This window comes from Bacillus sp. ISL-47, assembly GCF_018613175.1.
In the GTDB taxonomy this organism is placed as follows: Bacteria; Bacillota; Bacilli; order Bacillales; family Cytobacillaceae; genus Cytobacillus.
This window is the reverse complement of the sequence record NZ_JAGGQS010000001.1, coordinates 108,494-134,482: the sequence shown is the minus strand read 5'-3', so window position 1 is coordinate 134,482 and position 25,989 is coordinate 108,494. Positions and strand designations below refer to the sequence as shown.

Annotated in this window: 31 protein-coding genes, 1 other RNA gene and 1 pseudogene; 11 read left to right on the top strand and 22 right to left on the bottom strand. The window is 39.0% G+C overall.

The genetic code is table 11. The features are described 5' to 3' along the window. Positions 1 to 62: 62 nt before the first annotated feature. Both J7I93_RS00710 and J7I93_RS00705 read right to left on the bottom strand, forming a co-directional pair. Entirely contained in the window at positions 63 to 614 is a 552-nt protein-coding gene (locus J7I93_RS00710) for a hypothetical protein (RefSeq protein WP_214722514.1), read from the bottom strand. Between the two features lie 16 nt (positions 615 to 630). Then, a pseudogene (locus J7I93_RS00705) lies at positions 631 to 990 on the bottom strand (sulfite exporter TauE/SafE family protein); the annotation flags it as partial. 51 nt (positions 991 to 1,041) lie between these two features. Here J7I93_RS00705 and J7I93_RS25310 point away from each other — a divergent pair. Continuing rightward, the gene (locus J7I93_RS25310; protein ID WP_285289048.1) at positions 1,042 to 1,398 is read left to right on the top strand and encodes a CBO0543 family protein; all 357 of its coding nucleotides are present in this window, start codon (positions 1,042 to 1,044) and stop codon (positions 1,396 to 1,398) included. Positions 1,399 to 1,571: 173 nt separating this feature from the next. Here the strand turns inward: J7I93_RS25310 and J7I93_RS00700 are convergent, their stop codons facing one another. The 9 genes from J7I93_RS00700 to hxlR all read right to left on the bottom strand — a co-directional run bounded on the left by J7I93_RS00700 (position 1,572) and on the right by hxlR (position 8,214). Continuing rightward, on the bottom strand, positions 1,572 to 2,441 hold the full coding sequence (locus tag J7I93_RS00700) for an SDR family oxidoreductase (protein ID WP_214722513.1): 870 nt from the start codon (positions 2,439 to 2,441) through the stop codon (positions 1,572 to 1,574). An 18-nt stretch (positions 2,442 to 2,459) separates the two neighbouring features. Then, on the bottom strand, positions 2,460 to 2,795 hold the full coding sequence (locus J7I93_RS00695) for an IDEAL domain-containing protein (protein WP_214722512.1): 336 nt from the start codon (positions 2,793 to 2,795) through the stop codon (positions 2,460 to 2,462). A gap of 102 nt (positions 2,796 to 2,897) precedes the next feature. Then, positions 2,898 to 3,311, bottom strand: coding sequence for an RrF2 family transcriptional regulator (locus J7I93_RS00690; RefSeq protein WP_214722511.1), 414 nt, complete (start codon positions 3,309 to 3,311; stop codon positions 2,898 to 2,900). A 119-nt stretch (positions 3,312 to 3,430) separates the two neighbouring features. Continuing rightward, entirely contained in the window at positions 3,431 to 3,826 is a 396-nt protein-coding gene (gene spxA, locus J7I93_RS00685) for a transcriptional regulator SpxA (RefSeq protein WP_214722510.1), read from the bottom strand. A gap of 601 nt (positions 3,827 to 4,427) precedes the next feature. After that, the gene (locus J7I93_RS25015) at positions 4,428 to 4,700 is read right to left on the bottom strand and encodes a hypothetical protein (RefSeq protein WP_214987776.1); all 273 of its coding nucleotides are present in this window, start codon (positions 4,698 to 4,700) and stop codon (positions 4,428 to 4,430) included. A 26-nt stretch (positions 4,701 to 4,726) separates the two neighbouring features. Further along, positions 4,727 to 4,912 (bottom strand): hypothetical protein, encoded by a 186-nt coding sequence (locus J7I93_RS25010; protein ID WP_214987774.1) that lies wholly within the window; start codon positions 4,910 to 4,912, stop codon positions 4,727 to 4,729. Between the two features lie 42 nt (positions 4,913 to 4,954). Further along, positions 4,955 to 5,848, bottom strand: a complete 894-nt coding sequence (gnd, locus tag J7I93_RS00675) for a phosphogluconate dehydrogenase (NAD(+)-dependent, decarboxylating) (protein WP_214722509.1) — start codon at positions 5,846 to 5,848, stop codon at positions 4,955 to 4,957. A gap of 59 nt (positions 5,849 to 5,907) precedes the next feature. Next, positions 5,908 to 7,365, bottom strand: coding sequence for a glucose-6-phosphate dehydrogenase (gene zwf, locus J7I93_RS00670; RefSeq protein ID WP_214722508.1), 1,458 nt, complete (start codon positions 7,363 to 7,365; stop codon positions 5,908 to 5,910). Positions 7,366 to 7,848: 483 nt separating this feature from the next. Further along, positions 7,849 to 8,214 (bottom strand): transcriptional activator HxlR, encoded by a 366-nt coding sequence (gene hxlR / locus J7I93_RS00665; RefSeq protein ID WP_214722507.1) that lies wholly within the window; start codon positions 8,212 to 8,214, stop codon positions 7,849 to 7,851. A 231-nt stretch (positions 8,215 to 8,445) separates the two neighbouring features. On the opposite strand from hxlR, the gene hxlA reads away from it, so the two are divergent. The 3 genes from hxlA (at position 8,446) to J7I93_RS00650 (ending at position 11,236) form a co-directional block, all read left to right on the top strand. Continuing rightward, the gene (gene hxlA, locus J7I93_RS00660) at positions 8,446 to 9,078 is read left to right on the top strand and encodes a 3-hexulose-6-phosphate synthase (protein WP_214722506.1); all 633 of its coding nucleotides are present in this window, start codon (positions 8,446 to 8,448) and stop codon (positions 9,076 to 9,078) included. A gap of 8 nt (positions 9,079 to 9,086) precedes the next feature. Beyond that, a complete protein-coding gene (gene hxlB / locus J7I93_RS00655; RefSeq protein ID WP_214722505.1) occupies positions 9,087 to 9,644 on the top strand; it encodes a 6-phospho-3-hexuloisomerase in 558 nt (185 codons plus the stop codon). Between the two features lie 155 nt (positions 9,645 to 9,799). Continuing rightward, the gene (locus J7I93_RS00650) at positions 9,800 to 11,236 is read left to right on the top strand and encodes an aminotransferase-like domain-containing protein (RefSeq protein ID WP_214722504.1); all 1,437 of its coding nucleotides are present in this window, start codon (positions 9,800 to 9,802) and stop codon (positions 11,234 to 11,236) included. Between the two features lie 62 nt (positions 11,237 to 11,298). On the opposite strand, the gene J7I93_RS00645 is transcribed toward J7I93_RS00650, so the two are convergent. From J7I93_RS00645 to J7I93_RS00635, 3 genes are all read right to left on the bottom strand, one after another. Beyond that, positions 11,299 to 11,742, bottom strand: a complete 444-nt coding sequence (locus J7I93_RS00645; protein WP_214722503.1) for a YfmQ family protein — start codon at positions 11,740 to 11,742, stop codon at positions 11,299 to 11,301. A 504-nt stretch (positions 11,743 to 12,246) separates the two neighbouring features. Further along, positions 12,247 to 12,390 (bottom strand): hypothetical protein, encoded by a 144-nt coding sequence (locus J7I93_RS00640; protein WP_214722502.1) that lies wholly within the window; start codon positions 12,388 to 12,390, stop codon positions 12,247 to 12,249. 131 nt (positions 12,391 to 12,521) lie between these two features. Beyond that, the gene (locus J7I93_RS00635) at positions 12,522 to 12,833 is read right to left on the bottom strand and encodes a hypothetical protein (protein ID WP_214722501.1); all 312 of its coding nucleotides are present in this window, start codon (positions 12,831 to 12,833) and stop codon (positions 12,522 to 12,524) included. 78 nt (positions 12,834 to 12,911) lie between these two features. On the opposite strand from J7I93_RS00635, the gene J7I93_RS00630 reads away from it, so the two are divergent. The 4 genes from J7I93_RS00630 (at position 12,912) to J7I93_RS00615 (ending at position 17,536) form a co-directional block, all read left to right on the top strand. Further along, the gene (locus J7I93_RS00630; RefSeq protein ID WP_214722500.1) at positions 12,912 to 13,607 is read left to right on the top strand and encodes a response regulator transcription factor; all 696 of its coding nucleotides are present in this window, start codon (positions 12,912 to 12,914) and stop codon (positions 13,605 to 13,607) included. Continuing rightward, entirely contained in the window at positions 13,600 to 14,604 is a 1,005-nt protein-coding gene (locus tag J7I93_RS00625; protein WP_214722499.1) for a sensor histidine kinase, read from the top strand. The genes J7I93_RS00630 and J7I93_RS00625 overlap by 8 nt, the downstream gene beginning before the upstream one ends. A 240-nt stretch (positions 14,605 to 14,844) precedes the next feature. After that, positions 14,845 to 15,606 (top strand): ABC transporter ATP-binding protein, encoded by a 762-nt coding sequence (locus tag J7I93_RS00620; RefSeq protein WP_214722498.1) that lies wholly within the window; start codon positions 14,845 to 14,847, stop codon positions 15,604 to 15,606. Further along, positions 15,596 to 17,536 (top strand): ABC transporter permease, encoded by a 1,941-nt coding sequence (locus J7I93_RS00615; protein ID WP_214722497.1) that lies wholly within the window; start codon positions 15,596 to 15,598, stop codon positions 17,534 to 17,536. Before J7I93_RS00620 ends, J7I93_RS00615 begins: the two co-directional genes overlap by 11 nt. 192 nt (positions 17,537 to 17,728) lie before the next feature. Here J7I93_RS00615 and J7I93_RS00610 read toward each other — a convergent pair whose 3' ends face one another. From J7I93_RS00610 to nagB, 5 genes are all read right to left on the bottom strand, one after another. After that, positions 17,729 to 18,214, bottom strand: a complete 486-nt coding sequence (locus J7I93_RS00610; RefSeq protein ID WP_214722496.1) for a hypothetical protein — start codon at positions 18,212 to 18,214, stop codon at positions 17,729 to 17,731. A 120-nt stretch (positions 18,215 to 18,334) separates the two neighbouring features. Next, complete coding sequence (locus tag J7I93_RS00605; RefSeq protein WP_214987772.1) at positions 18,335 to 19,033, bottom strand: LbetaH domain-containing protein; 699 nt, start codon at positions 19,031 to 19,033, stop codon at positions 18,335 to 18,337. A 363-nt stretch (positions 19,034 to 19,396) separates the two neighbouring features. Then, positions 19,397 to 19,573 carry an aspartyl-phosphate phosphatase Spo0E family protein gene (locus J7I93_RS00600; protein WP_214722495.1) on the bottom strand — a complete coding sequence of 59 codons (177 nt, stop codon included), beginning with the start codon at positions 19,571 to 19,573 and terminating at the stop codon, positions 19,397 to 19,399. A gap of 29 nt (positions 19,574 to 19,602) precedes the next feature. Beyond that, entirely contained in the window at positions 19,603 to 20,340 is a 738-nt protein-coding gene (locus tag J7I93_RS00595) for an SIS domain-containing protein (RefSeq protein WP_214722494.1), read from the bottom strand. Between the two features lie 17 nt (positions 20,341 to 20,357). Next, entirely contained in the window at positions 20,358 to 21,095 is a 738-nt protein-coding gene (nagB, locus tag J7I93_RS00590; protein WP_214722521.1) for a glucosamine-6-phosphate deaminase, read from the bottom strand. 366 nt (positions 21,096 to 21,461) lie between these two features. Here nagB and nagE point away from each other — a divergent pair, with 366 nt between their 5' ends. Beyond that, positions 21,462 to 22,838, top strand: coding sequence for an N-acetylglucosamine-specific PTS transporter subunit IIBC (nagE, locus tag J7I93_RS00585; RefSeq protein WP_214722493.1), 1,377 nt, complete (start codon positions 21,462 to 21,464; stop codon positions 22,836 to 22,838). A gap of 50 nt (positions 22,839 to 22,888) precedes the next feature. On the opposite strand, the gene J7I93_RS00580 is transcribed toward nagE, so the two are convergent. Beyond that, complete coding sequence (locus tag J7I93_RS00580) at positions 22,889 to 23,587, bottom strand: class I SAM-dependent methyltransferase (RefSeq protein WP_214722492.1); 699 nt, start codon at positions 23,585 to 23,587, stop codon at positions 22,889 to 22,891. 359 nt (positions 23,588 to 23,946) lie between these two features. On the opposite strand from J7I93_RS00580, the gene J7I93_RS00575 reads away from it, so the two are divergent. After that, positions 23,947 to 24,222 carry a YqhV family protein gene (locus J7I93_RS00575; RefSeq protein ID WP_214722491.1) on the top strand — a complete coding sequence of 92 codons (276 nt, stop codon included), beginning with the start codon at positions 23,947 to 23,949 and terminating at the stop codon, positions 24,220 to 24,222. A 128-nt stretch (positions 24,223 to 24,350) separates the two neighbouring features. On the opposite strand, the gene ssrS is transcribed toward J7I93_RS00575, so the two are convergent. Then, a non-coding RNA gene (gene ssrS / locus J7I93_RS00570) (6S RNA) lies at positions 24,351 to 24,547 on the bottom strand. Positions 24,548 to 24,688: 141 nt separating this feature from the next. Between ssrS and J7I93_RS00565 the strand changes: the two genes are divergently transcribed. After that, on the top strand, positions 24,689 to 25,186 hold the full coding sequence (locus tag J7I93_RS00565; protein WP_214722490.1) for a CBO0543 family protein: 498 nt from the start codon (positions 24,689 to 24,691) through the stop codon (positions 25,184 to 25,186). Positions 25,187 to 25,400: 214 nt separating this feature from the next. Here the strand turns inward: J7I93_RS00565 and J7I93_RS00560 are convergent, their stop codons facing one another. Next, positions 25,401 to 25,910, bottom strand: a complete 510-nt coding sequence (locus tag J7I93_RS00560; RefSeq protein WP_214722489.1) for a hypothetical protein — start codon at positions 25,908 to 25,910, stop codon at positions 25,401 to 25,403. Between the last annotated feature and the right edge of the window lie 79 nt (positions 25,911 to 25,989).

Below are 25,989 nucleotides of genomic sequence, written 5' to 3'. Positions count from 1 at the left end.
TCATTTATCTAGGTTAGTCTAGTGGGTGCCCGGTCTTTTATGTGTTGTAAGGGCAGGTTTCTTTACGCGTTTTTCCAAACACCGGCATATTTCTTTTTATATTTCGGGTCCTCTTCCTTTTCAATTAAATCAAGTGCAATCTGCCTTACGTCTTCTTCCTTCGTTTCATCATAAAAGTTCCGCAGCCCTTGAATCATGTCAAAGCGAATCAAGGTGTAATTTTTTTCATCTGCGCCATGTATAAAGCGGTCCGAGATGTGCTGTAAAACCATCTCTTTTTGTTCAGGTCCAGCAAGGGCTATTCTCCAAATGGCCTGAAGCGTGTGTCTCGCGGTGACAAATTTCTTATCTTTTGTCACTTCCCAGACGGCAGGAAAATCTTTTAACATCCTTTTCTCGGGATCACTGATGGCCAAATAACTGAGAAATTGCCCGGCTCTGGCACGGCGGTGATTGTCTCTATGTGTAAGGTCATCCTTTAATCCATCCCAAACTTCATAAGCCCAGTCCACTTTTTCCTTAGCAGCCATCATAATTTGATTGAACGCTTCATATTGGGCATTTTTATCCTCGGAATGCAGGTCGTTAAAATATGCTTGCATTTCCGCTTCCATTTTATGTCCTCCTATATTATAAACTTTCAGCAAACAGATAAATCCCGGTAATTAATAATAGTATGTAAGTGAAAATCCTGAAAAAACGCTGATTTATTTTAGCAAATAACAGCTGCCCGGTAAACAGGCCCAAAAGCACTAATGGCAAGGCCAAACCGCTGGAAATCCAAATCGTTTTATTGGTTCCTGCAAAATAAATTTGAACCATTAGGCTCATCGAATAGATAAGTAAGTAGAATGCCAATGTTGTTCCGCGAAGCTTTTCTTTTTGTGTGTCCGTTCCGGAAAAATAAAGAAGCAGCGGAGGTCCCGGCATCCCGATGCTGGTCGTCAAGGTTCCGGACAGCCCGCCCACGAGATAATCCCTGCCGCTTGTTTCTTTTACTCGAAACTTTAAAGCAGCGGACGTCTTCTTTTAGGCGGCTTATTGACGATAATATTATCGCTTACTATAGACCTTGCTGCCTTATCAATGGGAATGTGGTGTTATCCTGTAGTAATGGTTCCGTTAGCTCTCTTTTTATTCTTGCCCTACCACTTCTCTTTAGCACCCGTTGGAGTCATGTTCGCTTTACAATTGTTGCCCAAAATGAACTCCCTGCTGAAAGGTGTCATATTCTCGGCAATCGCTGCTTTTGGCGGAATGAATTTCTTCAATGCAATTGACTTCTATAATCCCAAAAAGTGGTCAACTCTTTATGACTTTATTATTTTTTTCTTACTATATCTTTTGGCGTATATGATCACAAAGATGGAGAGCTTTCACAAACTAGATGAAAGCTAGTCCAGGGTAGCCACGGACCTGTTAGTTTAAGTACAAAGTTTTATGATAAGTTTTCATTTCAAATAAACATTTTGAATTAGATACCCCTCTGTTTTCCTAACCAGATCTCAATTTTTGTTAAAATTAAAGCAACCCTTTCTATATTGAAAAGGTCGGCTTTAAGGGTTTCAGCATTATTTTGATGAGATGCTATTAACAATTTGAATTAACCCTTCTTGAATGGATGCTGCTGGACGACAAAGAAGCTTTGCGAAATCATTGCTTTCACTTTCCAGGGTGCCTTCCCGAATGTCTTTTTGTATGTCAACAAGCATTGGAATAAGGAAATCCGGTACTCCTGCACCCTTCATCATCTCAGCATAAGCTGCATCATCAACATGCTTAACAGGTACCCCTTTCCCCAACACAGCACCCAGTGCAGATGCTAATTCTTCTTGTGTCAATAGTTTGCCAGAAAGCTCGTAAACAGAATTTTCGTGTCCGCTGCCTGATAATACCGCTGCTGCAGCTTCTGCATAATCTTGCTGAAGTGCCCAGCCTACTTTGCCAGTTTGAGCAGAAGTTACCCATGGAGCTCCCGCTAGTACACCTTGAATGCTCGGAATTTCATTCTCCAAATACCAATTGTTTCGTAAGAAGGAGTATGGAATGCCTGTCTTTAAGATGGCTTCTTCTGTTGCCTTATGAGTTGGAGCAAGGAAGTTTTTGCTTTCTCTTGCGTTCGCAATGCTGGTATAAGCAATAAATTTAACGCCAGCACGTTCAGCTGCCGCTACCGCATTTGTATGCTGGCGAATCCTTGTTTCATTGTCCCCGTCTGCAGAAATAATTAATAATCGATCGATGCCTGAAAAAGCATGATCCAGTGTCTCTGGACGGTCAAAATCACCTTGGCGGACTTCCACTCCACGAGCTCGTAATCCTTCTGCTTTTTCCGGGTTGCGTACACTGACAGACAATTGGTTTGCTGGGACAGTTTTTAATAAAGTCTCCACTACTTTTGTTCCTAATTTTCCTGTTGCTCCTGTTACTAGCATTTTCATTTTTTATTCCCCCTGCTATTATTTTGCTGCATTTACTAGCTCCCTCATCTTGTTTAGTTTGAAAGTTAGCTCAAAGAACCACTCTTCATCCCCTGATGCAAGCGCCAAGTCAATTAGATAATGAACTTGTTCCTTGTTTGCCACTTTTGAAACAGGCATTTTTTTGACCTGTTTGCTCAACATGGGAATTATTTTTCCTTCAATTGTTTTATTATCACTGCTAATGACTTTTGTCTTTACGGTCTCTTCCAGAATATCAATTCTCTCAATGTAACCGATTATTAACTCCCCATCCGGTGATTTCCCTTTAATCCAATCACCTGTTTTTAAGATAGAATTATCTCTGGACATCATCGTTTTCACCTTCTTATTAGTAGAATAACGTTCATCACACGACAGTTTAAAACTGTAATAAATTTTATTACATTTTAGCTAAACGGAAAGCCATGCCTTCCTTCATTTTTCTTCGTATATAAGCTCAACTACATCCTTAAGGGTAAACTTCTTTAAATATTCCCCAAGATGTTCTTCGGCACCTATAAAAATGTTAAATAAAACCCTTTGCATATTCGCGCCAACAACACACTGTTCATTTGATTCAGGACATTTAGGCTGAAGTGCGCCTTCAGAGGTTATCATATAGATATCCCAGAGATTCACCTCACTTAAATCCCTGGCAAATATAAATCCGCCGCCCAGACCTTCTTTTGATTTAATAAATCCATGTTTTTTTAACAAACTCAGGACTTTACGAATCCGGACTGCATGGACACCTGCACTTCCTGATATAGCATCGCTTGTAGACATGCGATCCGGCTGCAGCGCAAGATAAGTTAAACTGTGAATGGCAAGAGTAAAGTCGCTCTTCATGGCCTGCCTCCTAGAGTTGATAGCTGATGACAACTAATCCTAAGTTTAAGTACGTACTGTAATACTAGATGTTACAGATTTTCTTGTCAAGAAATCGAACCTGAAGCTATCTGTATTTCTTAATTGGCCAAGTTTTGTAATTCATTAAATGAAAAGGTACGAAATTTACGTGGAAGGAAACTTCGGATTTCTTCCTCGTTAAAGCCAACCTGTAATCTCTTTTCGTCCTGGATAATTGGCCTGCGCAGCATTTGCGGGTTTTCCATTATTAACTTATACAATTCCTTGAGCGGCAGGGAGTCAATATTTACGTTCAGCTCCTTAAAAGCTTTAGACTTAGTTGAAATGATCTCCTCTGTGCCATTTTCCGTAAGACGTAAGATCGATTTAATCTCATCCACTGTAAGCGGGTCCGTTAAAATGTTTCTTTCAATATAATCAATTTGATGTTCCTCCAGCCAGGCCCTTGCTTTTCGGCAGGAACCGCAGCTTGATGTTAAATATAAATTTACCATATTTTTCACTCCTTCATTTATTTTCATGCTGCTTATATATTGTAATAATGGGTTTTATCCCAATAGGTTAACACTGTTAGAATGTAACCAAAATATTACAGTTAAGGTTTGAAATTAGTTTAACAATGACCAAATACTTTATATTTAGTTAGCTTTATTGGTACCGAGCATACTGTAATATTAATATTTACAGTTTAGTAAGTCAATATTTATTTATGAATAAATTATTTTAAAGGCATTAAATCCTTATTAAATGATTCTTAATGTACCCTTCCATGAAAGCTGTATCGTCATAGCCTCCAAAAATGTATAATATTTTCTCCCCTGTCAGCGCTATATTATAAAATAAGTAAGATGCTGAACTGAACTACTTAAAGTATGAAGGTTTCTTCAATGGTTATGCCAATGAACAATTCCTTTCCATCGCAGAAGGTCAAATCAATATGATCTGTTCCAAGACGTTTAACTAGTTCCAATGCCACCGCTAATTTTTCCTAGTCTGATTTAAGAGTTAATAAATACAAAGAAACACTCTGGACTTCCTTCCAGAGTGTTTCACTTCAAATTATTCTCTGAGTAAATGATGTAAAGGGTATTCTATCTAACAACACATTTTGAGTTCTCTTACAAACTTAGCCCTTAAAATATCTTTTGTTTGGATATTAAGTATTTTCTCCAAATATCTTACCGTTCCCAGTACCTTTTGAATGTCTTCTTCAGTATGAACGTTCTCCATTTTCTTTTCTTCTATCAGATTCTTTATGGCTAGTCTAAAAGCATTTGTTTTGATCAGCCATTCACCGACTAGTTCCTTTGTTGCCTCTCTCTCAAATTCATTTTTCACAGCGAACAAGCTTTCAGTTTCTGTTTCCATAAGTGAAATCAAATTTAAGTTTGAATTCATTCGGATCTTAAAATAATTCTTTTCACTATCATAAGAAAATATTCTACTCCGACCGTTATTTCATAAAATGGAGCTGCCTCTGAAGGATAGCGGATATCTTTTATCTCCACTTTTCCCACCATATCCATATAGGTTTCTATACCGTATTGGGTATAAATGATTTTTGAATCTAATACATTCATAAAGTTCACCCCTTTATTTGTAAGAATTTTTTTAACATAGAGCTAGTTATTTTCCACTGCATGTCCGCCAAATTCGTTGCGGAGGGCAGCTACCACTTTACCAGTAAAAGTATCATTGTCTAATGAACGGTATCGCATCAGCAGTGACATGGCTATGACCGGTGTGGCAGCCTGCAAATCCAGAGCGGTTTCAACGGTCCATTTGCCTTCGCCGGAAGAATGCATGATTCCTTTGATTTCATCCAGGTTGGCATCTTTTGAAAAGGCCCGTTCTGTTAATTCCATGAGCCATGAACGAATAACAGATCCGTTATTCCATACTTTTGCTACCTTTTCGTAATCAAAATTGAACTCACTTTTCTCGATAATTTCAAAACCTTCCCCGATTGCTGCCATCATTCCATATTCAATCCCATTGTGGACCATTTTCAAGAAATGACCGCTGCCTGCTTTTCCTGCATAGAGATAACCATTGTCTACAGCTGTATCCTTAAATAGAGGCTCAACAACCTCCCACGCTTCAGGGTCCCCGCCAATCATGTAGCATGCACCGTTGCGGGCGCCTTCCATACCGCCGGAAGTTCCTACGTCCATAAAGCTTATGCCAAGTTGCTTTAGCTTGCTGTAACGGCAAATGGATTCTTTATAGTGAGAATTGCCAGCTTCAATCACAATATCACCCTTGTCCAAAAATGGTATTATTTCATCAATCACTGAATCCACCACTTTATGAGGCACCATAACCCATAAAATTCTAGGTTTTTCTAAGGATGTAGCCAGTTCTTTCAAGTTGGCAGCGCCTTGTACTCCATAATTCTTCATTTTTTCAACTGCATCCTTGTTTAAGTCGAAGGCTGCCACTTCATGTTTTTGGTCAATTAAATTCTTGCCTAAGTTTAATCCCATTTTACCTAGACCAATCAAACCGACTTTCATAAATATTACCCCCAAATTAGTAAATATTTTACACTTTTAAACCTTAGATTTGTTGCTTCTTACCACCATTTAAAACCATCTTCAGCTAATAATTGATGAGAAGATTCCGGCCCCATTGAACCTGATGGATAATCATGAAGAGGAACTAAGTTTTCTTCAATTGCTTCTAAAATAGACTGAACCCATTTCCAGGACATTTCTACTTCATTCCAATGCGCAAAAAAGGTGGATTCACCTCGCATTGCATCATAAAGCAGGATCTCATAAGCTTCTGGTATATTTTCCCTTTTAGCTGAAAAATCTGCATAAACCGGTTCAATCCTTCCATTATTTAAAGGGTTTTTACTATTAAATTGTAGTGAAACACTTTCGTTCGGATTGATTTCAATCACTAATAGATTTGGAGCAGTTCCTTCTCTTTGAGTTCCATACCTATCCTTTAAAGGATTTTTAAATTCAATTACTATTCTTGTAGATTTTTCTCTCATTCTTTTTCCTGTACGGATATAAAAAGGTACACCACTCCAAGAATCATTATCAATCCATAATCGTGCCGCGACAAAGGTATCAGTTGCCGATGACGCTTCAACTCCAGGCTCATCTAAATACCCTAGCACTGGTTCACCGTGTATTTCCCCTGGACCATATTGTCCGCGAATCACATTGGTTTTTATATTTTCTTTCTTTAACGGCCGAAGAGCTTCCATTACATTCTTTTTTTCATAACGAATGCCTTCTGCACTAATGTTTTTAGGTATCTGCATCGCAGTCATCATCAGCAGCTGAAACATATGATTTTGAAACATATCTCGGAGCGCTCCTGCTTGGTCATAATAACCAGCTCTATCTTCTACCCCTATTGTTTCACTGGCAGTAATTTGGACATTCGCAATATATTGATGATTCCATAAAGATTGAAGGACTGGATTGGCAAATCCTAAAGCTTCCAGATTTTGAACCATTGGTTTGCCTAGATAATGGTCAATGCGATAAATTTCCTTTTCTTCAAAAGATTTGCATAGTTTTTCATTTAACATTTGTGCCGATTTCAAGTCATGTCCAAACGGTTTTTCGATGATCAGCCGTTTCCATCCCTTTGCAGAGCCTAACCCGCTGACTTTAATATTCGATGCTATTACATTAAAAAACTCTGGAGCAACGGATAGGTAGAACATGCGATTTTCCGGTATATTCAATTCTTCTTCACGCTGTTTAACCATTTGGAGCAGCACTTTATAATCTTTGGTGTTCACAGCGTCTAATGAACAATAACGGATGGATTCTATAAATTTTCTTAGGCTGCTGCAGTCCAAAATTGAGCGTCTTGAAAATGTAATTATTGCCTCTTCCACATAATGCTGGAAAGCACTATCGGACATATTGCCTCTTCCAGCACCTATGATAGAAATGGTATCTGGCAATTTTTGATCCAAAAACAAATTATAAAATGCAGGAAATATTTTTCTTTTAGCTAGATCCCCTGTTGCGCCAAACAAGACAAATGTCATTGTATCCATACTTTCTTCCTCCCCATTGAGCTTTTTTTGGCTGACTTATTACTAGCCAGCCCCTGTCTTTGCCGTTTTTTTATTTAATCCGGCTTTTACTGTGATTTTGAGGTCCATCAAATTCGTATTTCCGCATTTTTGACATACATCATAATTAGAAGAAAATGACATACATTTTATGCAAACCTTATGATGCTTGGCCTGTAAACCTGACAAACTCTTCACCCTTTCAAATTAGTTAATATTTGAATGCCCCAGTCAAAAGGCCTTTGATCATTTTTGCATTCATTTACAGCAACAGAAGCTAGTATATAACCTACAAACATCAATTGAAAGTACGCACTTTTTATTTAATTAGTGCCCTAAAAATTATATAGTGATAAAAAGTATACTAAGTAATAAGTATGATACGTTCCTCTTTTAATACAAAAAAGCCAGGGAGAAGTATTTACCCTGGCTTAACAGATCCATATAAGTCTTTTCATTTATTTATTATTTAATTGATTCATTCGTTGCAGGAGAACTTTCCACGACCGTCTCCATATAATCCTTACCCCATTTATACATGGCATCCAGGATAGGCATCAAAGTTCTTCCTTGTTCAGTCAGAGAATATTCCACTTTCGGAGGAACGACTGGATAGACTTCTCGTTTAACAATTAAATCTTCTTCTAATTCTCTTAATTGGTTAACAAGCATCCTTTGCGTAATCCCGGGCATTAGAGCTTTTAATTCACCAAATCGTTTTGTTCCTTCTTTGCCTAAATGCCATAATATCAGCATTTTCCATTTACCGCCGATAACCGAAAGGGTTAATTCTTTTTCACAGTTAAATACTTTATCCTGCATTCGTGACATATTGAAACCACCTCCAGACCTAATTATAACCAATAGTATACTTTTAGTCACTATGTAAAATAAAAGTGCGTACTTTTAATATAATGTCATACGTAATATACTAGCAATTGTTCAGCAGCAAACACCTGATTCAAGCTGTAATACTAGTAATACCCAATTAGGATAAAAAATCTAGCCGTATTAGGTTTTAAACTGCTGAATACAAAAAAAAATTAACAGGAGTGAATATAGATGGAATTACAATTAGCTTTAGATTTAGTAAATATTCCAGAAGCCATTGAGCTTGTAAAGGAAGTTGAGGAGCATATCGATGTAGTCGAAATCGGTACTCCAGTAGTCATTAATGAAGGTCTTCATGCTGTGAAAGCAGTAAAAGAAGCTTTCCCTAACCTAAAAGTTTTGGCAGACCTTAAAATCATGGATGCTGCTGGCTATGAAGTAATGAAAGCCGCCGAGGCAGGTGCTGATATCATTACCATTCTTGGATCAGCAGAAGACATGTCTATCAAAGGTGCTGTGGAAGAAGCGAAAAAACAAGGCAAAAAAATCCTTGTTGATATGATTGCAGTTAAAGACCTTGCTGAACGTGCGAAAGAAGTCGATGAGATGGGTGTAGACTATATTTGTGTACACACTGGCTACGACCTTCAAGCAGCGGGACAAAATTCTTTTGAAGATCTGAAAACCATTAAAAGTGTTGTAAAAAATGCAAAAACTGCCATTGCTGGAGGAATTAAATTAGAAACATTGCCAGAAGTGGTGAAAGTTCAGCCAGATCTTGTCATTGTGGGCGGAGGCATTACTGGACAAGCAGATAAAAAAGCCGCTGTAGCCGCAATGCAAGAAATGATTAAGCAAGGGTAATTTCTTTAATGAATACGAAAAAGTATTTAGCTGAGATCTTAAAAGAGTTAAATCGGACAGCTGACTTCATTTCAGATGATGAAGCAGAAAAATTGGTAAATGGAATTCTTGAAGCTAAGAAAGTTTTTGTTGCTGGCGCAGGCAGGTCTGGATTTATGGCTAAATCATTTGCTATGCGAATGATGCATATGGGAATCGATGCCTATGTAATAGGAGAAACCGTAACACCTAACTTTGAGGAAGATGACATATTAATTATCGGATCAGGTTCAGGTGAAACGAAAAGCTTAATTTCCATGGTGAAAAAAGCAAGAAATATTGGAGGAACAATCGCAGCTGTAACAATTTTCCCTGAGTCCACAATTGGACAATTAGCCGATATCAAAGTTAAATTGCCTGGATCCCCTAAAGATCAATCGGAAGGCGATTATAAAACGATACAGCCTATGGGCTCACTATTTGAGCAAACCCTCCTCCTTTTTTATGATGCGACTATCTTAAGATTCATGGAGAAAAAAGGGTTGGATACAACTAAGATGTATGGAAAGCATGCCAATCTCGAATAAGAATCATTCAATATTTAAAAGACTGCAGAGTTTAAAAAGCTCTGCAGTCTTTTTTTCAATCATATCTAGTCTACAACTCCCTTCGTCCCATAGATTAACGAAAGGATGATATAATAACCAAAATGGTATTTATTTTATCAAAAGGATTGTTTCAAATGGACTGGATACCTGACAGAAAGTCGAAAACACCACTTTATAAGCAGCTTGCCTTGTATATTGAAAATGGGATTGCAGATGGCACTTTTCCACCGGACAAGCCGCTTCCTTCTGAAAGAGGATTGGCAAAACAGTTTGACATCAATAGAAGCACGGTTGTTGCGGCATATGATGAACTGGAGTCCAATGGGATCATTGAACGAAATCGTGGAAGCGGTACAACGATCAGCAAGGATATTTGGGGATTGGCAAAGAGACGGATTCCGAGTTGGAACAGATATATTGAAGCGGGCTCCTTTTTGCCCAATTTGCCTGTTACACAAAGAATCCATAAAGAACTAGCCGCGACCAAACTGATTAATTTAGCCAGCGGGGAATTGTCTCAAGATCTTTTTCCCTTATCTTCCCTAAGAGAAATAACATCCAGCAGAACCTTTATTGGCCCATTGGGATATGACCATCCCCAAGGAAATGAAATTCTTAGAGAAACTCTTGCTGTCCATGTAAAAAGATTTCGAGACATTGAGATTGACTCTTCTGCTATCTTGATTACTTCCGGTGCGCAGCAAGCCTTGCATCTTGTGGTTCAATGTCTCCTAAAACCGGGTGATGCTGTAGCGATCGAGGATCCATCCTATCATTACAGCCTCCCCATCTTTAAATCTGCCGGAATCAAAACCTATTACTTAAAAACAGGTAAGGATGGAATCGATCCGAACGATATCACTGCATTATATAAAAAACACCAAATTAAAATGATCTTTTTAAATCCCATATTCCAAAATCCAACGGGTACATTATTACCGGAAAACCAGCGAAGAAAAGTACTGGAATTGTCTTCTGAATATGGCATTCCAATTGTGGAGGATGATCCATATAGCTTAACCTCTTTTGCAGGTGAAAGAATGAAAACCCTTAAATCCCTTGATCAAAATGGAAATGTCTTATATATAAGCTCACTGACAAAAATCGTTGCTTCAGGACTAAGAATAGGCTGGATTATCGGGCCAAAATCTGTCATTGAAAGATTGTCGGATGCAAAGCAGCAGGTCGATTTTGGACATGGAAGCTATTCGCAATGGATTGCCAATGATTTTATTGAATCTAGAGAATTTGAATCACATATTCAACATTTAGTTAAGCAATTAGATCGTCGTAGCAAGCAGATTGATACAAGTCTGCAGACCCTTCTTCATGATCAAGTTGAATATAACGTGCCTCAAGGCGGCATACATCTATGGTGCAGAATCAAGAAGGATTACAATGAAATTCAATTGCTCGAAGAATCGATTAAGAGAGGAGTCATCTACGTTCCTGGCACCACAATGGGAACTGAGAAAGGTTTTGTCCGTTTTACATATGCCAGGGAAAAAGAAGAAAACATTCATGAAGGAATCAAACGATTTGCCGATGCCCTTGCTGCTTCTCAGAATTAAATTTTTTGCATCAGAAAAAGACAGCCTTTCAAAGACTGTCTTTTTCTATTTTTTCTATGACATTAACTCGCTTGTACTGCCAGGAAACTGTTTTGGAGTTTTTCCGACATTAGACTATACGCGATGACTTTTTTCTTGTACTGTTTGACCACATCAATGCGGTCATTGTATGCGTAGATGAATAGCATGACATCCAGGCGTCCCCTCTTATAGTCAATTACAATTGGAATTCCACTGTTCACAGGGTGTAAGTAGCTTTGCTCGTTTCCAGGATGGATATAATGCTTCTTGATAAATATTCCATCGTTAAAATGATTTATAAGCATTATTTTTTCTTCGCCTTCCAGTTTCTTATCTCCAAAGGTAACCGTAACATTTTCCTCATTGAGCTTGTAATGCGTTTCAAATTTCCTGAGTAACCAATTGACAGTACCCGTTGGCAGACAGGTTACAACAATTTTTAATAAACTAACGAGTATTATTGGAATTAAAACAGCCCATGTCACTTCTCATCATCTCCCTTACACTCTAGTCTTTTTATTAAGCCCGCCAAATATAGATTCCAAGTGAAGTGAGAGCAATGAATATAATCACCACATATATTAAAGTTAAATTTGCTGTATTTCTCCTAGTCGAACTACCGTAGTTCTCGTCTGATCTGCCAGTCAGCAGCAACGTAGAAACAACAGCAAAAATTAAGATTAATCCCACTAAACCTAACATAATTTTCATTCTGCACACCTCTACTTACTTATAGATCGTTTTTAACTAATTTAACTAAATGATAACTTACTAATAATAAAAAATAACCATCCACTTCGGCATAAATTTCCCCATCCACTTCACTCCATCTTTTGAATGAGTAAGTAAATTCGGATCTAGTACCAAACTAAAGACTTTCTTTTGACCGAATACCACTGAGAATACAAGCTATCTAGTATTTCGTGCGAGTGAATATTGAATTGCCCTTTTTTAATTCAATATTTATATAGGGATTAATATTGCTATCTTTATGATACCGCTAAATATAATGACTTTTTTTCAAATGGCATTCTCAATACATTAATACTGGATATGTGGTCAAATTCTCCTTCTCCGATTAACGTGGCAATGGATAAATTTCTCAAGCTTATAAAAACTTTCTTTTCTTCCAAAACAGTAACTCCCCTGGAACGAAAAATACCCAGAACTAACATACCTTTTTTAATAAAGATATGGTGGTTCTAGGTATTTCCCATTTGTCCATGATTATATCTGTAATTATATACTAGAAAATATTTTCTCTTTAAGTACTATTTTGGAGTGAAGTACCCTCGGTTAAATGCTTCAAATAATTTGAAGCTGATTTTTCTTCAATTCCAAGTCTCGCGACAATCATTTGTATAGAGTTTTTTTGTGTAAAGATCATAAGCAAGTGCTCTTCTAATACGGAATTGTATAAAACTCCTTGAAAAAACACGGCACGAAGGAAATAAGGATGCATTTCCGAGGATCTCTCTCCTTCAGCTCCAATCAACAGGCTGCCAAAATCAACAAAACGATTTAACATAGCCAATTTTAAAAGGACCTGTCCATTGCTGCCATTCCATTTCTCCAAAATCCCTCACTACTATAGCGATTAACAAACTTTTCCTTTACAATATTCCTAGAAACAAACAAAAGTGTGGTGAGTTTTTTGTTTAAACTGCTTTTAATTGAGGATGATTCTTCCCTTTTTAACGAGATTAAAGACCGGCTGTCGCAATGGTCTTATGATGTTTATGGAATCGAGGATTTCAGCAAGGTTATGCAGGAGTTTGCAGACGTAAATCCTGATTTAGTCATTATTGATATTCAGCTGCCAAAATTTGATGGTTTTCATTGGTGCCGGATGATTCGATCTCATTCAAATGTCCCGATCATCTTCCTGTCATCACGTGATCACCCGACAGATCAGGTGATGTCTATGCAGCTTGGCGCTGACGATTTTGTACAAAAGCCTTTTCACTTTGATGTCTTAATTGCGAAAATCCAGGCTATCCTTCGCCGCGTTTATAATTACAGTGCGGTCCAGGTGAAGCTAAAGACATGGTGCGGTGCGACTGTTGATTTTGATCAAAACACCGTTACAAACGAAGCCGGCAGCATTGAATTGACTAAAAATGAAACTTACATATTGAAATTGCTGATTGAGCGTAAAAACCAGATTGTCAGCCGGGACGAAATCATTATTAGCCTCTGGGATGACAAGCGATTTATCAGTGATAATACACTAACGGTAAATGTGAACCGTCTGCGAAAAAAGCTTGATGAAATTGGACTCGGCAGCAGGATCGAAACGAAGGTCGGACAGGGCTATATGGCGGGTGAAGAGGATACCTCCCATGTATAGCAGATATGTCAGAGAACGGCTGAGCTGGATTCTTCTCTTTTTGTTTTTGCAGGTTCTTGGAGCTTTTATCGTGTATATTGACGCTGCCATTTCATTGCGTCCCTTTCTTTATTACAGCTTTTTATCGCTGCTGATTTTTATCATCTTCTTTCTTTTACGGTATCAAAAAGAAACGAAATTTTATAAAACGATGGAGGATCGGGAAAATAATTTGGATGTAACGAGCATCCCTGAAGCTGGAAGCCCTTTTGAAGAGATTGTTGAAAGCAGCTTACTAAGTCAAACTGAACGGTTTAAGCAGGAAATTACTCAAAACCGCACGATGCTTGAGCAGGAAAAAGATGACTTGCTGTCCTGGATCCATGAGGTCAAAACCCCGATGACAGCAATGCACCTTATGATTGACCGGCTGGAGGACCAGACACTAAAGTCTGCATTAACCTATGAATGGCTCCGCATCCACCTCCTTCTCGATCAGCAGCTTCATCGAAAACGCATTCCTTTCATGGAGAATGATTTATACATTGAAAAAATAAATTTAGAAGAAATCATTTTCAGCGAAATTAAATCTCTGCAATCCTGGTGTATGCAAAAAGGAGTTGGATTCGAGGTTGAATTAGAAGAAACCGAAGTTCTTACCGATTCAAAATGGATCAGTTTTGTCATTCGGCAGATTTTGACCAACGCTGTTAAATACAGTGAACACTCAGAAATCATGATTTCGAGTTTTAAACGTAACGGACAAACGGTTCTCCAGGTCCAGGATTTTGGCCGGGGCATAGATCCAAAGGATTTGCCGCGTATATTTGAAAAAGGCTTTACTTCAACAGTAAACCATCAGGACAAAGCTGCTACTGGAATGGGCTTATATTTGGCGAAAAAAGCAGCAGAACCTTTGAAGATCCATATACTGGCGGAGTCTCAGCCAGGAAAGGGTGCGACATTTACACTGCACTTCCCGAAGCGTAACGAATTTGTCAGCATAACAGGCATGTGACAAAAATGTCACATGCTCTTCTTATTTGTTCGCTCATTCGAAGGAACTGAATAATAGAGACTTTTATAATAAAGCTATGCTAATGCTCACACGCGTTGATTAGAGAGGAAATAACAAGACTCATACGGTAGAAGCGCCGTTAGGCTTCCAAAACGCATGCCAGTTCTCGTGTCTGAAAGAAATCAACGGGACAATTTTAACAAAGCCTATTATAAAAATTTCAAAAAAGGATGGTTACACATGATAGTTCTTGAAGCCAATAAAATTCATAAAAGCTACGGCAATAAATTTAATAAACAGGAAGTCTTGAAAGGCATCGATTTGCAGATTGAAGCAGGCGAGTTTGTCAGCATCATGGGTGCTTCAGGATCGGGCAAAACTACTCTCCTTAATGTTCTTTCCTCAATAGACCGGGTGAGCACCGGTGAAATAAAAATTGAAGGAAAAGAAATGACTGGTCTAAAGGATAAACAGCTTGCCCAGTTCCGCAAGCAGCATTTGGGGTTCATTTTCCAGGAATATAATCTGCTGGACACACTGACTGTAAAGGAAAATATCCTCCTTCCCCTTTCTATCAGCAAAACGCCCAAAAGAGAAGCGGATGAAAAGTTTGCAGATGTTGCAAATGAGCTGGGCATATTCGACCTGAAAGACAAATACCCGAATGAAATCTCAGGCGGACAAAAGCAGCGGACTTCAGCTGCACGTGCGTTTATTCATGAACCAAGCATCATTTTTGCAGATGAACCAACCGGGGCACTCGATTCGAAATCAGCTTCCGATTTATTGAATAAACTGAGCGACTTAAATCAGATGCGTAACGCAACCATCATCATGGTGACACATGATCCAGTTGCAGCCAGCTACTGCAGCCGTGTTATTTTTATTAAAGATGGCCAGATTTATACCCAGCTGAACAAGGGCGATCAATCCAGACAGTCCTTCTTCAAAGATATTATGAAAACGCAAGGCGTATTGGGCGGTGTTCAGCATGAGCATTAATACTCTCATCCTCCGCAATCTGAAAAAGAATCTTAAAAATTACTATCTCTATGTGTTTGCACTCGTTTTTAGTGTGGCTCTCTATTTCGCTTTTGTGACACTGCAGTACGATCCCGCGATGACGGAAACAAAAGGCTCTATCAAGGGCGCCGCCGCGTTAAGGACTGCCTCTATCCTGCTTGTCGCGATTGTTTCGATCTTTCTTCTGTATGCCAACAATATTTTTATTAAAAGGCGAAGCAAGGAAATTGGACTTTTTCAATTGATCGGGATGACAAAGAATGAAATATTTAAGCTTTTGAGCCTTGAAAATTTGCTGCTATACTTCGGCTCTCTTGTTATCGGAATCTTTATAGGATTTTCGGTTTCAAAATTGATTCTTATGATTCTCTTTAAAATGACTGGAGTGGAAGGTGTCGCTGGATTGCACTTTTCTGAAGAGGCACTTTTACAGACAATTGTTGTTTTTTCAGTGATTTATTTGTTTATCATGCTGATGAACTTTGCTTTTATAAAAAGGCAGACAATTCTCTCCCTTTTCAGGGTGGTTTCAGTAGCAGAAGGAAAAGCAAAAAAGATATCTTTTTGGGAAATGCTGATGGGTGTACTAGGCATTCTATTGATCCTTGCCGGCTATTACGTCTCTACCCTTCTCTTTGGCGGAGATCTTTCAAGCGTGAATGAACTATTCATGGCAATGGTATTTATACTGGCTGCGGTCATTATCGGAACCTATCTTTTCTATAAAGGTTCTGTCAGCTTTATTGCAAACATGATCCGCAAAAAGAAAGACGGCTACTTAAATGTCAATGATGTACTTTCTTTGTCATCAATCATGTTCCGTATGAAATCAAACTCACTGTTATTAACCATTATTACAACTGTATCTGCTTTGGCAATCGGGTTATTGTCACTTACTTATATATCCTATTATTCAGCTGAAAAATCAGCTCAGGAAGGCCTGCCTGCCCACTTCACAATGACAGATGATGAAGATGCAGCTAAGTTTAAGAAGATCCTTAAAAACGAGGGCTTGGATTATAAAGAACAACGAATAGAGACCTTCCAGATAGAAGCAAACATGGCGAATGTACTGGATGTAAATATGGAAGAAATGAATATGAAGGCAAGCACTATGTATCTTCCATTTGTAAGTGAACAATCAATCCCCGGCATTGACCTGGATCCTGAGGAAGCGATGCTGACGGGAACGAATGATATCCTTGGAAAATTTATGACATTTAAGGATACAGGAGCCATTGAATTAAAAGGGAAAACAGTTACAATTGAGCAAAACTATTTGGGATTAAATGATGAATTTGTGCTTCCATATTATTTTACAGCTGGCGGTATGCCAGTTGCGATCGTGGATGAAGAGGTATATTCGCAATTAAAAAAGGACCTTAATCCAGAAATTCAGCTGGAAAACTCGCTTTATATCGGCATCGATCTTATAGATAATGATAAGATCGAAAAAGCCAATGAGCTTTTCCAGAATACAGAATTCATCGGAAGAGCAGATTCCCAGCTTGAAATGAGCAACCGGCAAAAAATGAATATGGGATTAGTGATGTTCATCGTCGGATTCCTTGGATTAACATTCCTGGTTACTTCGGGCTGTATTCTTTACTTTAAACAAATGGACCAAAGTGAAGATGAAAAGCCAAACTACACCATTTTACGCAAGCTTGGTTTTACGCAGGGCGATTTGCTGCGCGGCATTCAGGCCAAACAAGCCTTTAACTTCGGAATTCCTCTTGTAATTGGACTGATGCACAGCTTTTTTGCAGTTAAATCTGGCTGGTTTATGTTTGGAAGTGAACTTTGGACGCCGATGATTTTAGTCATGGTGCTCTACACCGTCCTTTACTCGATTTTCGGTATTCTATCCGTGCTTTACTCGAAAAAAGTAATCAAAGATGCATTGTAAGATGAAAAAACCGCTCATGGATCCGCGTCCAGAGCGGTTTTTTTGGTATCCGAACCCCGTTTGCGGTCCGTCCATAATAGTATAATTGCAGATTTCATACTTCATTTACAGATTATGGAATATATTTACAATTTTTTTATTTTACTTGCAAATCTAAGTGTCTATTTGCAAATCATGGTACTCCAGATAGGGTTAAAAAAATCTTTTATGAACAGACTTCCTTTTCCGAACAGCATCAACCATAAGCTGGAAACTATATAATAAAACGGCTCTGAGCAAGAGAATACCTGTTAGCTGAATATTATTGACTCGAGCTAACGTCCCTATCCCCGCCCATTTTAAAAATGCAATTCCGGGAAATGCAAATAAAATATGTAAGACACCGTTCATAATCATATACTTTTTAAATTTGCCATACGCCAATTTTAGAACCCAAAAGGATGCCAAAAAATACGGTCCAACGATGAAAGCAGTCTCAGCTTTTACTTTAGGCAAAATGCTCGTATAAAATTGCCACCAGTTCCGTTTGTATGCCACTATGTTCAAAAGCTTAGTAATAATGCTCATTAAGATAGCTGCCGGTAGAAACCTTCTAAATTCACTTTTTTTAATAAAAGGCATGGTCAGCCAAGGAAGAATCATCATAATGATTAATATGGACCGTGAAAATGGCTTCATAAGTTGCACCTCCAATTGGTAGGATGCACCATTTATAAAAATTATATGAATACATTTTGGTCATTTTGCTTTAATAGAAAAAAGCAGCTGCTTATTTGGCAGCTGCTGCTGATTTTGCTTTCAGCTGTCTGTCAAATTGTCCAGGCGACCACGGCTGCAGGACAATCCGCAAGAACAACGGATCTCACCGAACATAAGGGAATAAGCAGCCGGAAATTCCAGGTTTACTCTCTGCACTTCTTTTGCGAATTCAGCATCATTTTTTGGAACACCTGAAAGAGAATCGGCCTTAACTTGGGTATCAATGGTGGCTCCCGGCGGAACGAAACTATGTGGCCTTAATTGGACTCCATTCGTCACCACAGCATTCGTTGAGATAAATGACCCTTCCCCTATAACGGCGGAATAAACGATTGCTTGAAAACCGATAAAAACGTTATCCTCTATTAAACAAGGACCATGTATTAACGAGCCATGCGTACAGCTCACATTTTTTCCTATATAAATAGAATATTTACTAGCGTCTTTTTCTACATATCGGTTTTTCAAGCCATGGACAATGACACCGTCCTGAAGATTTGTCCCTTCACCAATGTAAAAAGGACTCCCTTCGTCCGCGCGAATGCTGACAAATGGTGCAACAAATACATTTCTTTGTATGGTTACATCACCCGCCACATAGCTGTACGGACTTAAGTAAGAGCGTTTGGAAATCCGTGGCCAAACCTGATTTGGATTAAATGCTGTTGAGGGGTTTGAGCTGATGAAATAACTATATAAATTCATTGGCCCGGCTGGCGGATGAACATGATAGGACATACAACCACTCCTTTCAGACATCTTTAGAAAAGATATGCAGAAAAACACCTTCTAAGCACCTTGCTGATTGGGCGGCGACTAGTATACCAGTTCGTTAGAAACACACCTGGAGGAAGGTCCGCACATGACAAAATGGTCCCGAACTTGAAGTTTGAGACCATTTTCAGGTTAAAATATTGGGAATATCTTCACTGATTTGATCGTTTCATTGATTTGTTCGTAAGTTTCTTCACTTTGTTCGTAAGCTTCAGACTTTTATTCGCAAAACTTCACAAGTTCTTTTGCAAGTTTTTACCGTTTATTCGTAAAGTTCACAAAGGCAGCAACATCTGCATGCCGTTTATACAGGTAATGCGTCTCCTTTTATTTTGGAAATGCAGATGGAGTGTTCTCCTTATGAGTTGCATTTTTTTGTGCATAAAAAATTAGCTCATCCAGCTTCTGGCTTAGTTTCAAGGTTTGTCGATCTGCCATGCCATTAGAATTTATACTCTCAATCATTGCTTGCCTGGCTTCTTCAATGGCTTGAATTATGTTCATATTCGTTATCATCCAATCACCAGCCACAGTTAACCTTCCAGAATTGGAATCCTCTTTTTATACTTTTCAACCAGTTTCCGATTATGGTCTTCCGCTCCATCGACATTTCCGCTTTTGAAGATAGGTGGATCAAAATTATTTTTAAGCATAATCTCAACCGCTTCCACCATTACGCTATTCACAATTGCCAGGCCGGCAATCGAGGAAGCGGATCCAAATCGGGTTCCCATGGAAGGATCCTTCAATAGTGCATCTCCGGCTTCAATATGATTGTCAATGACAAGGTCTGCCGTATTATATAAGTATTTTCCGCTGCTGTGGCGAGAGGCTTGAGTTTCAGCATAGCGCGGGGAGGTTACAGTAATCACAAAAGCTCCCTTCGCTTTTGATCGTTCTGCCACATCGATTGGAACTGGATTTCTGCCTGATGTAGAGGCAACGATTATCACATCATTGGCTTGTATATCAACATTTTGCATAAAATGTTCGGCAAAATCATTCTGTTTTTCCAGAGTAGAGGACCGGACTGCGCCTTTATGAAGCATTAAATCCTCAATTAAAATAGGGTTGATGGGAGCAAGACCTCCTGCCCGGTAAAACAGCTCTTCCCCGAGCATATGGGAATGCCCGCAGCCAAAGACATGGACAATCCCATTGTTTTGGATGCATTCCGCAATAGCCTTTGCAGCTTTCTTCAAGCTTTGTTCTTCATCTATTTCAATTACATCCAATAGCCCTCTAATTTCCTTCAGATATTGTTCAAGCATAATCAAAAACCCCCTGTTTACACTTTCACTCTAGAAGCAGAAAGTGCGGCTTCATCGGCGATCAATTTTACATTGGGATGCAGCATAAGAACAGACGCCGGAAATTGTTCATCTATATCTCCATACAAAAGCTGCTGGACTGCTTCACTTTTTGATTCTCCGGATACAAGCAGAAGGATCTCCCTGCTTTTCATAATTGTTGAGATTCCCATTGTAATCGCCTGGGTTGGTACCTCGGTTATATCTGAAAAAAATCTTGCGTTCGCTTCCCTTGTGGAAGGAGCTAAATCAACAATATGAGTTTTAGTGGAGAACGGTGTTCCTGGTTCGTTAAAGCCGATATGGCCATTGCTTCCAATACCCAAAATTTGAAAGTCAATGCCGCCATGGCTTTCGAGCAGCTTTTCATAGTTTAGGCATTCCTCTTCCATATCTTTGGCAATTCCGCTTGGAATGTTCGTTTTTTGCTTTTGGATATCCAAATGGCCGAATAGATTCGAGTTCATAAAATGGCGATAGCTGTTGCGATTTTCACCACTCAGGCCGATATATTCATCCAAATTAAATGTAGTAACCTTCTTGTAGGATGTACCGTTATGAAGGTGGTCTTGTATCAGGTTCTTATATGTTCCAACAGGGGTTCCCCCGGTTGCCAAGCCCAGCGTAATTTCAGGATTTTGGCGGATTTTATTAATGATATGATCCGCTGCTGCTTTGCTCATTTCTTCATAGTTTTTCACTTTTAATATGTTCATCATTCATTTTCCTCCTTGCTAAGCCTGTTTAAACTATCTTCTGTCCAAGTTGTATGGTTAATCCCTTTAAAAACTTTTCAAATTACTCTGGCTTTTGTATATATCTCCATATTTTTAAACAAGATAAAAAGATATCATCCTTTTACGATATGTATCGTATCATCATTCAGTATAGTTGTCTATACCAATAATGCGTTTATTAGTAAAGCCGACAAACTGTTTTTATATGTTAATGAAATTTTTCTCTAAATTTAATAAATAATTTCTTTAGAATTGGTATAGACAACTATATTAATATTTTGGTATGATAACGACAGTTCGATAAAACGCTTTCTTCATTTTACTTTTAATAAAGGAGAGATACACATGTTAGGATTCTTGCAACGAATTGGTAAGGCACTGATGCTACCTATCGCTGTTTTGCCTGCTGCTGGCCTTTTGCTTCGTTTTGGACAAGAAGATTTATTAGGCATAGAATTCATCGCTAATGCCGGTAATGCTATATTTGCCAATCTGGCATTAATTTTCGCAATAGGGGTTGCAATGGGATTTGCAAAAGACAATAACGGCGCTGCCGCCCTATCTGGAGCGATCGGCTTTCTAGTTTTAACAGAAGGTGCAGCTGCGATTGATGAAAATATCAATATGGGTGTGCTTGGCGGGATTATTGCTGGTATTATTGCTGGATTATTATACAACCGCTTTCACGATATTAAGCTTCCTGAATGGCTTGGATTCTTCAGCGGACGAAGATTTGTGCCGATTATCACATCTGTTACGATGATTCTTCTGGCAGCCATTGCCGGCTTTGCCTGGCCTCCTATCCAGGGTGCCATTGATGCATTGGGGAACTGGATTATTGGATTGGGTGCTGTAGGATCAGGACTTTTCGGATTCTTAAACCGTCTGCTTATCCCTTTAGGCCTTCACCATGTATTAAACAGTCTGTTTTGGTTCCAATTTGGGGAATTTGAAGGGGTTAATGGGGATATCGCCCGTTTCTTTGCTGGAGACCCATCAGCGGGTGCCTATATGACTGGATTCTTCCCTGTTATGATGTTTGGACTGCCGGCAGCTGCTTTTGCCATTATCGCTGCGGCAAAGCCGGAAAGAAGAAAAGCAGTCTCCGGGATGTTTATCGGTCTGGCCTTAACCTCTTTCCTTACAGGGATCACAGAACCGATTGAATTTTCATTTATGTTTATAGCTCCCCTGCTTTATGGAGTTCATGCCGTGTTAACGGGATTATCCATGTGGGTTACCACGTTATTGGGAATTCGCGATGGGTTCACCTTCTCGGCTGGAGCGATCGATTTTGCCTTGAACTTTAATATTGCCGAAAAGCCTGTTTTACTGCTCGGAATCGGTGCCATCTATGCGGTCCTGTATTTCGTCATTTTCTATGGATTAATTAAAGCGCTTAACCTGAAAACACCTGGCCGCGAAGAAGAAACAGAGGACGAAGTGGTTCCAGAAGCAGCCGCTCCTGAAGGAAGTAATAAATATGAACGAATGGCAGCCCATTTTATTAATGACCTTGGCGGAAATGAAAATATTACTTCTATTGATAACTGTGCGACTCGCTTGCGCCTGAACATTAAGGACATGGAAAAAGTTCAAGAAAATGCTCTGAAATCTCATGGTGCAAAAGGCATAATGAAACTTAGCAAAACGAATTTACAAATCATTGTCGGAACAGAAGTTGAATTTGTTGCCGATGCTATGAAGAGGAAAAAAGACTAAAGGCTTTCATTAAAAAACAGTGTCCATTTCCGGACACTGTTTTTATGTTCTCATTTAATTCGCATCAAACAGGCCCATAAGAAATCTTCACCGAACACTTCACTAGGCTGCTGGATTTTTTTCATCCGCCTAAACTGCATGATATCAAACTCCTCCATAAAATTAGCTTTGAGCCTCTCTTCTGAATAGCCAATGCCTCTCTTTAGGCTGCCGATCCGGTAAACATCCCAGTCCGAAGTACCCAATGCCCCATCTGTGTTAAAGCAAACCAATCCAAACTGTCCACCTGGTTTCAGTGCTCTTTTTAGGATTGCCCGATACGTCAGGCGGCGGTGCGGCGGCAAATGATGAAACATTCCGCAGTCATAAATAAAATCATATGTATGAGGCTCATATTTGAAGTCAAACAAAGAGGTGCAGACAAAGTTAACATCAATTTCCGCCTCAAATGCCCTTTCTCGAGCCCAATCTATTGCTTTTGCCGAAAGATCAATGGCATCAACCCTGGCTCCATTTTGGGCCATAAAGATAGCATTCCTGCCCGGCCCGCGTCCTAACTCCAGCACTCTTTGCGGCTTCAGTCCATTTTCCACATACTCAGCCAGGTTCTCATCAGGCCCTTTCACCTTGAAAAAAGGAATGTCTCTCTTGCGATCTTCATAAAAACTCTCCCAAAAGGGCTTTGGCTCTCTTAAAAAATCATCCAGCATATCCAATAAATCATCATAACTCAAAATATCTTTCTCCATCGCGTAACCCCCTTGCCTTTTATTGTACTAAAAACGGCAGAACCACTGATTACAGCCAGGTTAAAAGCAGGTTATTTTTGGAAAAAAACAGACGCCAAATAACTAAAATTTTCCTCCTAGACATCATCCAAGCAGGAAAATTCTTGTTTGAAAAAGTTTCGAAAGGAATAGCTCCACTTTGATTCAGAATGTCTTCAGGAGCATCTCATGCTGTTTTAGACTTTCCTGCAAATTACACCTTGTAACATTTGTAACATGTTTGAAATATAAGGAATTTTTCAAAGATTTTACGGAAACTTGTCCTTTGAATGAGTGGTGGGACATATAATGATTGACAGGATGGTCTAGGAGGTAAAAATATGTTTATTTTTCTCGATAAGGCGATTCTGGCCATGGCGCTTTTGCGTCTGGTTTCAGGAAGCCTTGAAATCTTTGTTGCCCTTTTAATATTAAGAATAAATGATATAGAAAAAGCTTTAATCATGAACAGCTCACTTGCCCTGATTGGTCCGCCTGTTCTCCTTTTAACGACTGTAATCGGGCTTACCGGAATGGCTGACAAAGTTTCACTTGCAAAAATATTGTGGGTGCTGGGTGGAGTCGGCTGCATCATCTATGGGGTAAAAGGAAATTAATCAAGGTTTGCTTCTCTAAATCAGAACAGAGGAAAAGGAATGGAAATGGGAAGTATGATCTCAACAATTATCAATTGATAAATACTAAAAAACCAGCCCCCGATTGGAAACTGGTTTGAGAACAATTGTATGTAGCCGCTCTTGCCGTAACTGGTTATAAGAAAGTTTTAAACCACCACTTCTCAAAGTGGGTGTTTGCAAAAACATTCCTGCCTGTCCTCCTTGTCGTATAGACGGAGGCTTGTCATTCCTGTTTCGATGTTAAACTCCCTATTACAGCTTAAAGGTTAAAACTTTATTATGATTACGTACAATGCAGCTTGTTTTATTATAATAAAATAATTTTATCATTAATTCAATAGTAATAATTTCCTGAATTTGTTTCACTTAAGCTAATTAAAAAATTTCCTACAAAATCTCCTTAAAATGGGACAGAATAACCCTTATAAGATAAGGGGGATTTAATTTGGGCAGGAAATTTGAAAGAAGTGTTTTGCGGTCATTACTCGTTATTGGGATAGCATTGTTTTTTAACCTTATCAGAAAACCCCCAATAAAGGACTGGCTTCTAATCTTCTTTTTAAAAAGCTATATCGCCACATTTCTTGATAATCTACTGGTACGTAAAGGATATCTGAAATATCCGGTCAATTTGTTTAAAACATTTGATGTCAGCGTATTGTTCAGTTATCTAATTTTCCCTATAACATGTGTTTATTTCAATCAGATAACCCGACATTCCGGCATCAAGGATATTTTGATAAAATGCCTGCTTTTCAGTGCTCCGTCTGCGATAGCAGAACACTTCCTTGAGAAAAAAACACAATTAATTACATACAAAAAATCTTGGAATTCCTTTTATAGCTTTACATCCATTGCAGCCACATTCTTAATGACGCGTGGAATAATGGGGCTGATCCGGAAATCTTCTGAAAAAGAAAGCAGCAGCAAAATGAGAGAATAAAAAAAGCTCCAGGATCTTTGTTTTCTGGAGCTTTGGCCGTTAAGAAGAGATATATGAGAATCACGTTGCCGGTGATGCCGGAAGCGAGGGGCTTAATTCCTTTATCTGTTAACGGCAGGGTTTGGGTTCAATATCTCCGGAAAGAATCAATTTCATGGTGTATATGAATATGCAGCCAATAATAAATTGTGTGTTTCAGAAAAATGCTTTTTCCCTATGAGGTCTTCGTATCTTTCCCGAAAGCTGGCGGTGTGGCCTTCCTAGCCAGCACACCTCCATCATAAAACTTGCCGTATTCTTTTACAATTTTTGTTGCCTCCGAAACTGTGGGGATTGTTCCGTTTGTTGAATAAGTCAGGTAATAGGTTTTTGTATTTTTCCGGTGAATCACCCAGCCGAAAAATTTCATCGCAAAACCGTGGTTATTCCTATTACGGAATTGCGGCATAGACTTTCCATCCCAAACGGTCATCGTCTGGCCGGTGCCTCTGCCTTTTTTCAGCTCCCCGATCAACTCTGCATAAAGAAGCCCTGGCGCTTTTTTCATCTGGTTCATCACCATCAGCGTTAAAATATTATTGATCGCTAGCTGTACAAAATTTAATCCCTCGCCTCTTGTGAGGGAAATAAATGTTTTCTCCGGAAGCTGTTCCGGCTTTTCGCCCAAAATTAAAGTGCCAAATCCCCCGTCTTCCTTGTTGGATGTCCATTTTTTTGGTTTCATTTAAAATGCCTCCCATTAGTAAAAAAGACCTAAGTTTATTAATATTCTTGAAGGAGGAGCCGTATTCCTTTTTTTACAA

Excerpts from the sequence above, each read along its gene's own strand:
- J7I93_RS00710 (WP_214722514.1), bottom strand. The coding sequence starts at position 614 with ATGGAAGCGGAAATGCAAGCATATTTTAACGACCTGCATTCCGAGGAT.
- J7I93_RS00700 (WP_214722513.1), bottom strand. The coding sequence starts at position 2,441 with ATGAAAATGCTAGTAACAGGAGCAACAGGAAAATTAGGAACAAAAGTA.
- J7I93_RS00695 (WP_214722512.1), bottom strand. The coding sequence starts at position 2,795 with ATGATGTCCAGAGATAATTCTATCTTAAAAACAGGTGATTGGATTAAA.
- J7I93_RS00690 (WP_214722511.1), bottom strand. The coding sequence starts at position 3,311 with ATGAAGAGCGACTTTACTCTTGCCATTCACAGTTTAACTTATCTTGCG.
- spxA (WP_214722510.1), bottom strand. The coding sequence starts at position 3,826 with ATGGTAAATTTATATTTAACATCAAGCTGCGGTTCCTGCCGAAAAGCA.
- J7I93_RS25015 (WP_214987776.1), bottom strand. The coding sequence starts at position 4,700 with ATGGAAACAGAAACTGAAAGCTTGTTCGCTGTGAAAAATGAATTTGAG.
- J7I93_RS25010 (WP_214987774.1), bottom strand. The coding sequence starts at position 4,912 with ATGAATGTATTAGATTCAAAAATCATTTATACCCAATACGGTATAGAA.
- gnd (WP_214722509.1), bottom strand. The coding sequence starts at position 5,848 with ATGAAAGTCGGTTTGATTGGTCTAGGTAAAATGGGATTAAACTTAGGC.
- zwf (WP_214722508.1), bottom strand. The coding sequence starts at position 7,365 with ATGGATACAATGACATTTGTCTTGTTTGGCGCAACAGGGGATCTAGCT.
- hxlR (WP_214722507.1), bottom strand. The coding sequence starts at position 8,214 with ATGTCACGAATGCAGGATAAAGTATTTAACTGTGAAAAAGAATTAACC.
- hxlA (WP_214722506.1), top strand. The coding sequence starts at position 8,446 with ATGGAATTACAATTAGCTTTAGATTTAGTAAATATTCCAGAAGCCATT.
- hxlB (WP_214722505.1), top strand. The coding sequence starts at position 9,087 with ATGAATACGAAAAAGTATTTAGCTGAGATCTTAAAAGAGTTAAATCGG.
- J7I93_RS00650 (WP_214722504.1), top strand. The coding sequence starts at position 9,800 with ATGGACTGGATACCTGACAGAAAGTCGAAAACACCACTTTATAAGCAG.
- J7I93_RS00625 (WP_214722499.1), top strand. The coding sequence starts at position 13,600 with ATGTATAGCAGATATGTCAGAGAACGGCTGAGCTGGATTCTTCTCTTT.
- J7I93_RS00620 (WP_214722498.1), top strand. The coding sequence starts at position 14,845 with ATGATAGTTCTTGAAGCCAATAAAATTCATAAAAGCTACGGCAATAAA.
- J7I93_RS00615 (WP_214722497.1), top strand. The coding sequence starts at position 15,596 with ATGAGCATTAATACTCTCATCCTCCGCAATCTGAAAAAGAATCTTAAA.
- J7I93_RS00610 (WP_214722496.1), bottom strand. The coding sequence starts at position 18,214 with ATGAAGCCATTTTCACGGTCCATATTAATCATTATGATGATTCTTCCT.
- J7I93_RS00605 (WP_214987772.1), bottom strand. The coding sequence starts at position 19,033 with ATGTCCTATCATGTTCATCCGCCAGCCGGGCCAATGAATTTATATAGT.
- J7I93_RS00600 (WP_214722495.1), bottom strand. The coding sequence starts at position 19,573 with ATGAACATAATTCAAGCCATTGAAGAAGCCAGGCAAGCAATGATTGAG.
- J7I93_RS00595 (WP_214722494.1), bottom strand. The coding sequence starts at position 20,340 with ATGCTTGAACAATATCTGAAGGAAATTAGAGGGCTATTGGATGTAATT.
- nagB (WP_214722521.1), bottom strand. The coding sequence starts at position 21,095 with ATGAACATATTAAAAGTGAAAAACTATGAAGAAATGAGCAAAGCAGCA.
- nagE (WP_214722493.1), top strand. The coding sequence starts at position 21,462 with ATGTTAGGATTCTTGCAACGAATTGGTAAGGCACTGATGCTACCTATC.
- J7I93_RS00580 (WP_214722492.1), bottom strand. The coding sequence starts at position 23,587 with ATGGAGAAAGATATTTTGAGTTATGATGATTTATTGGATATGCTGGAT.
- J7I93_RS00575 (WP_214722491.1), top strand. The coding sequence starts at position 23,947 with ATGTTTATTTTTCTCGATAAGGCGATTCTGGCCATGGCGCTTTTGCGT.
- J7I93_RS00560 (WP_214722489.1), bottom strand. The coding sequence starts at position 25,910 with ATGAAACCAAAAAAATGGACATCCAACAAGGAAGACGGGGGATTTGGC.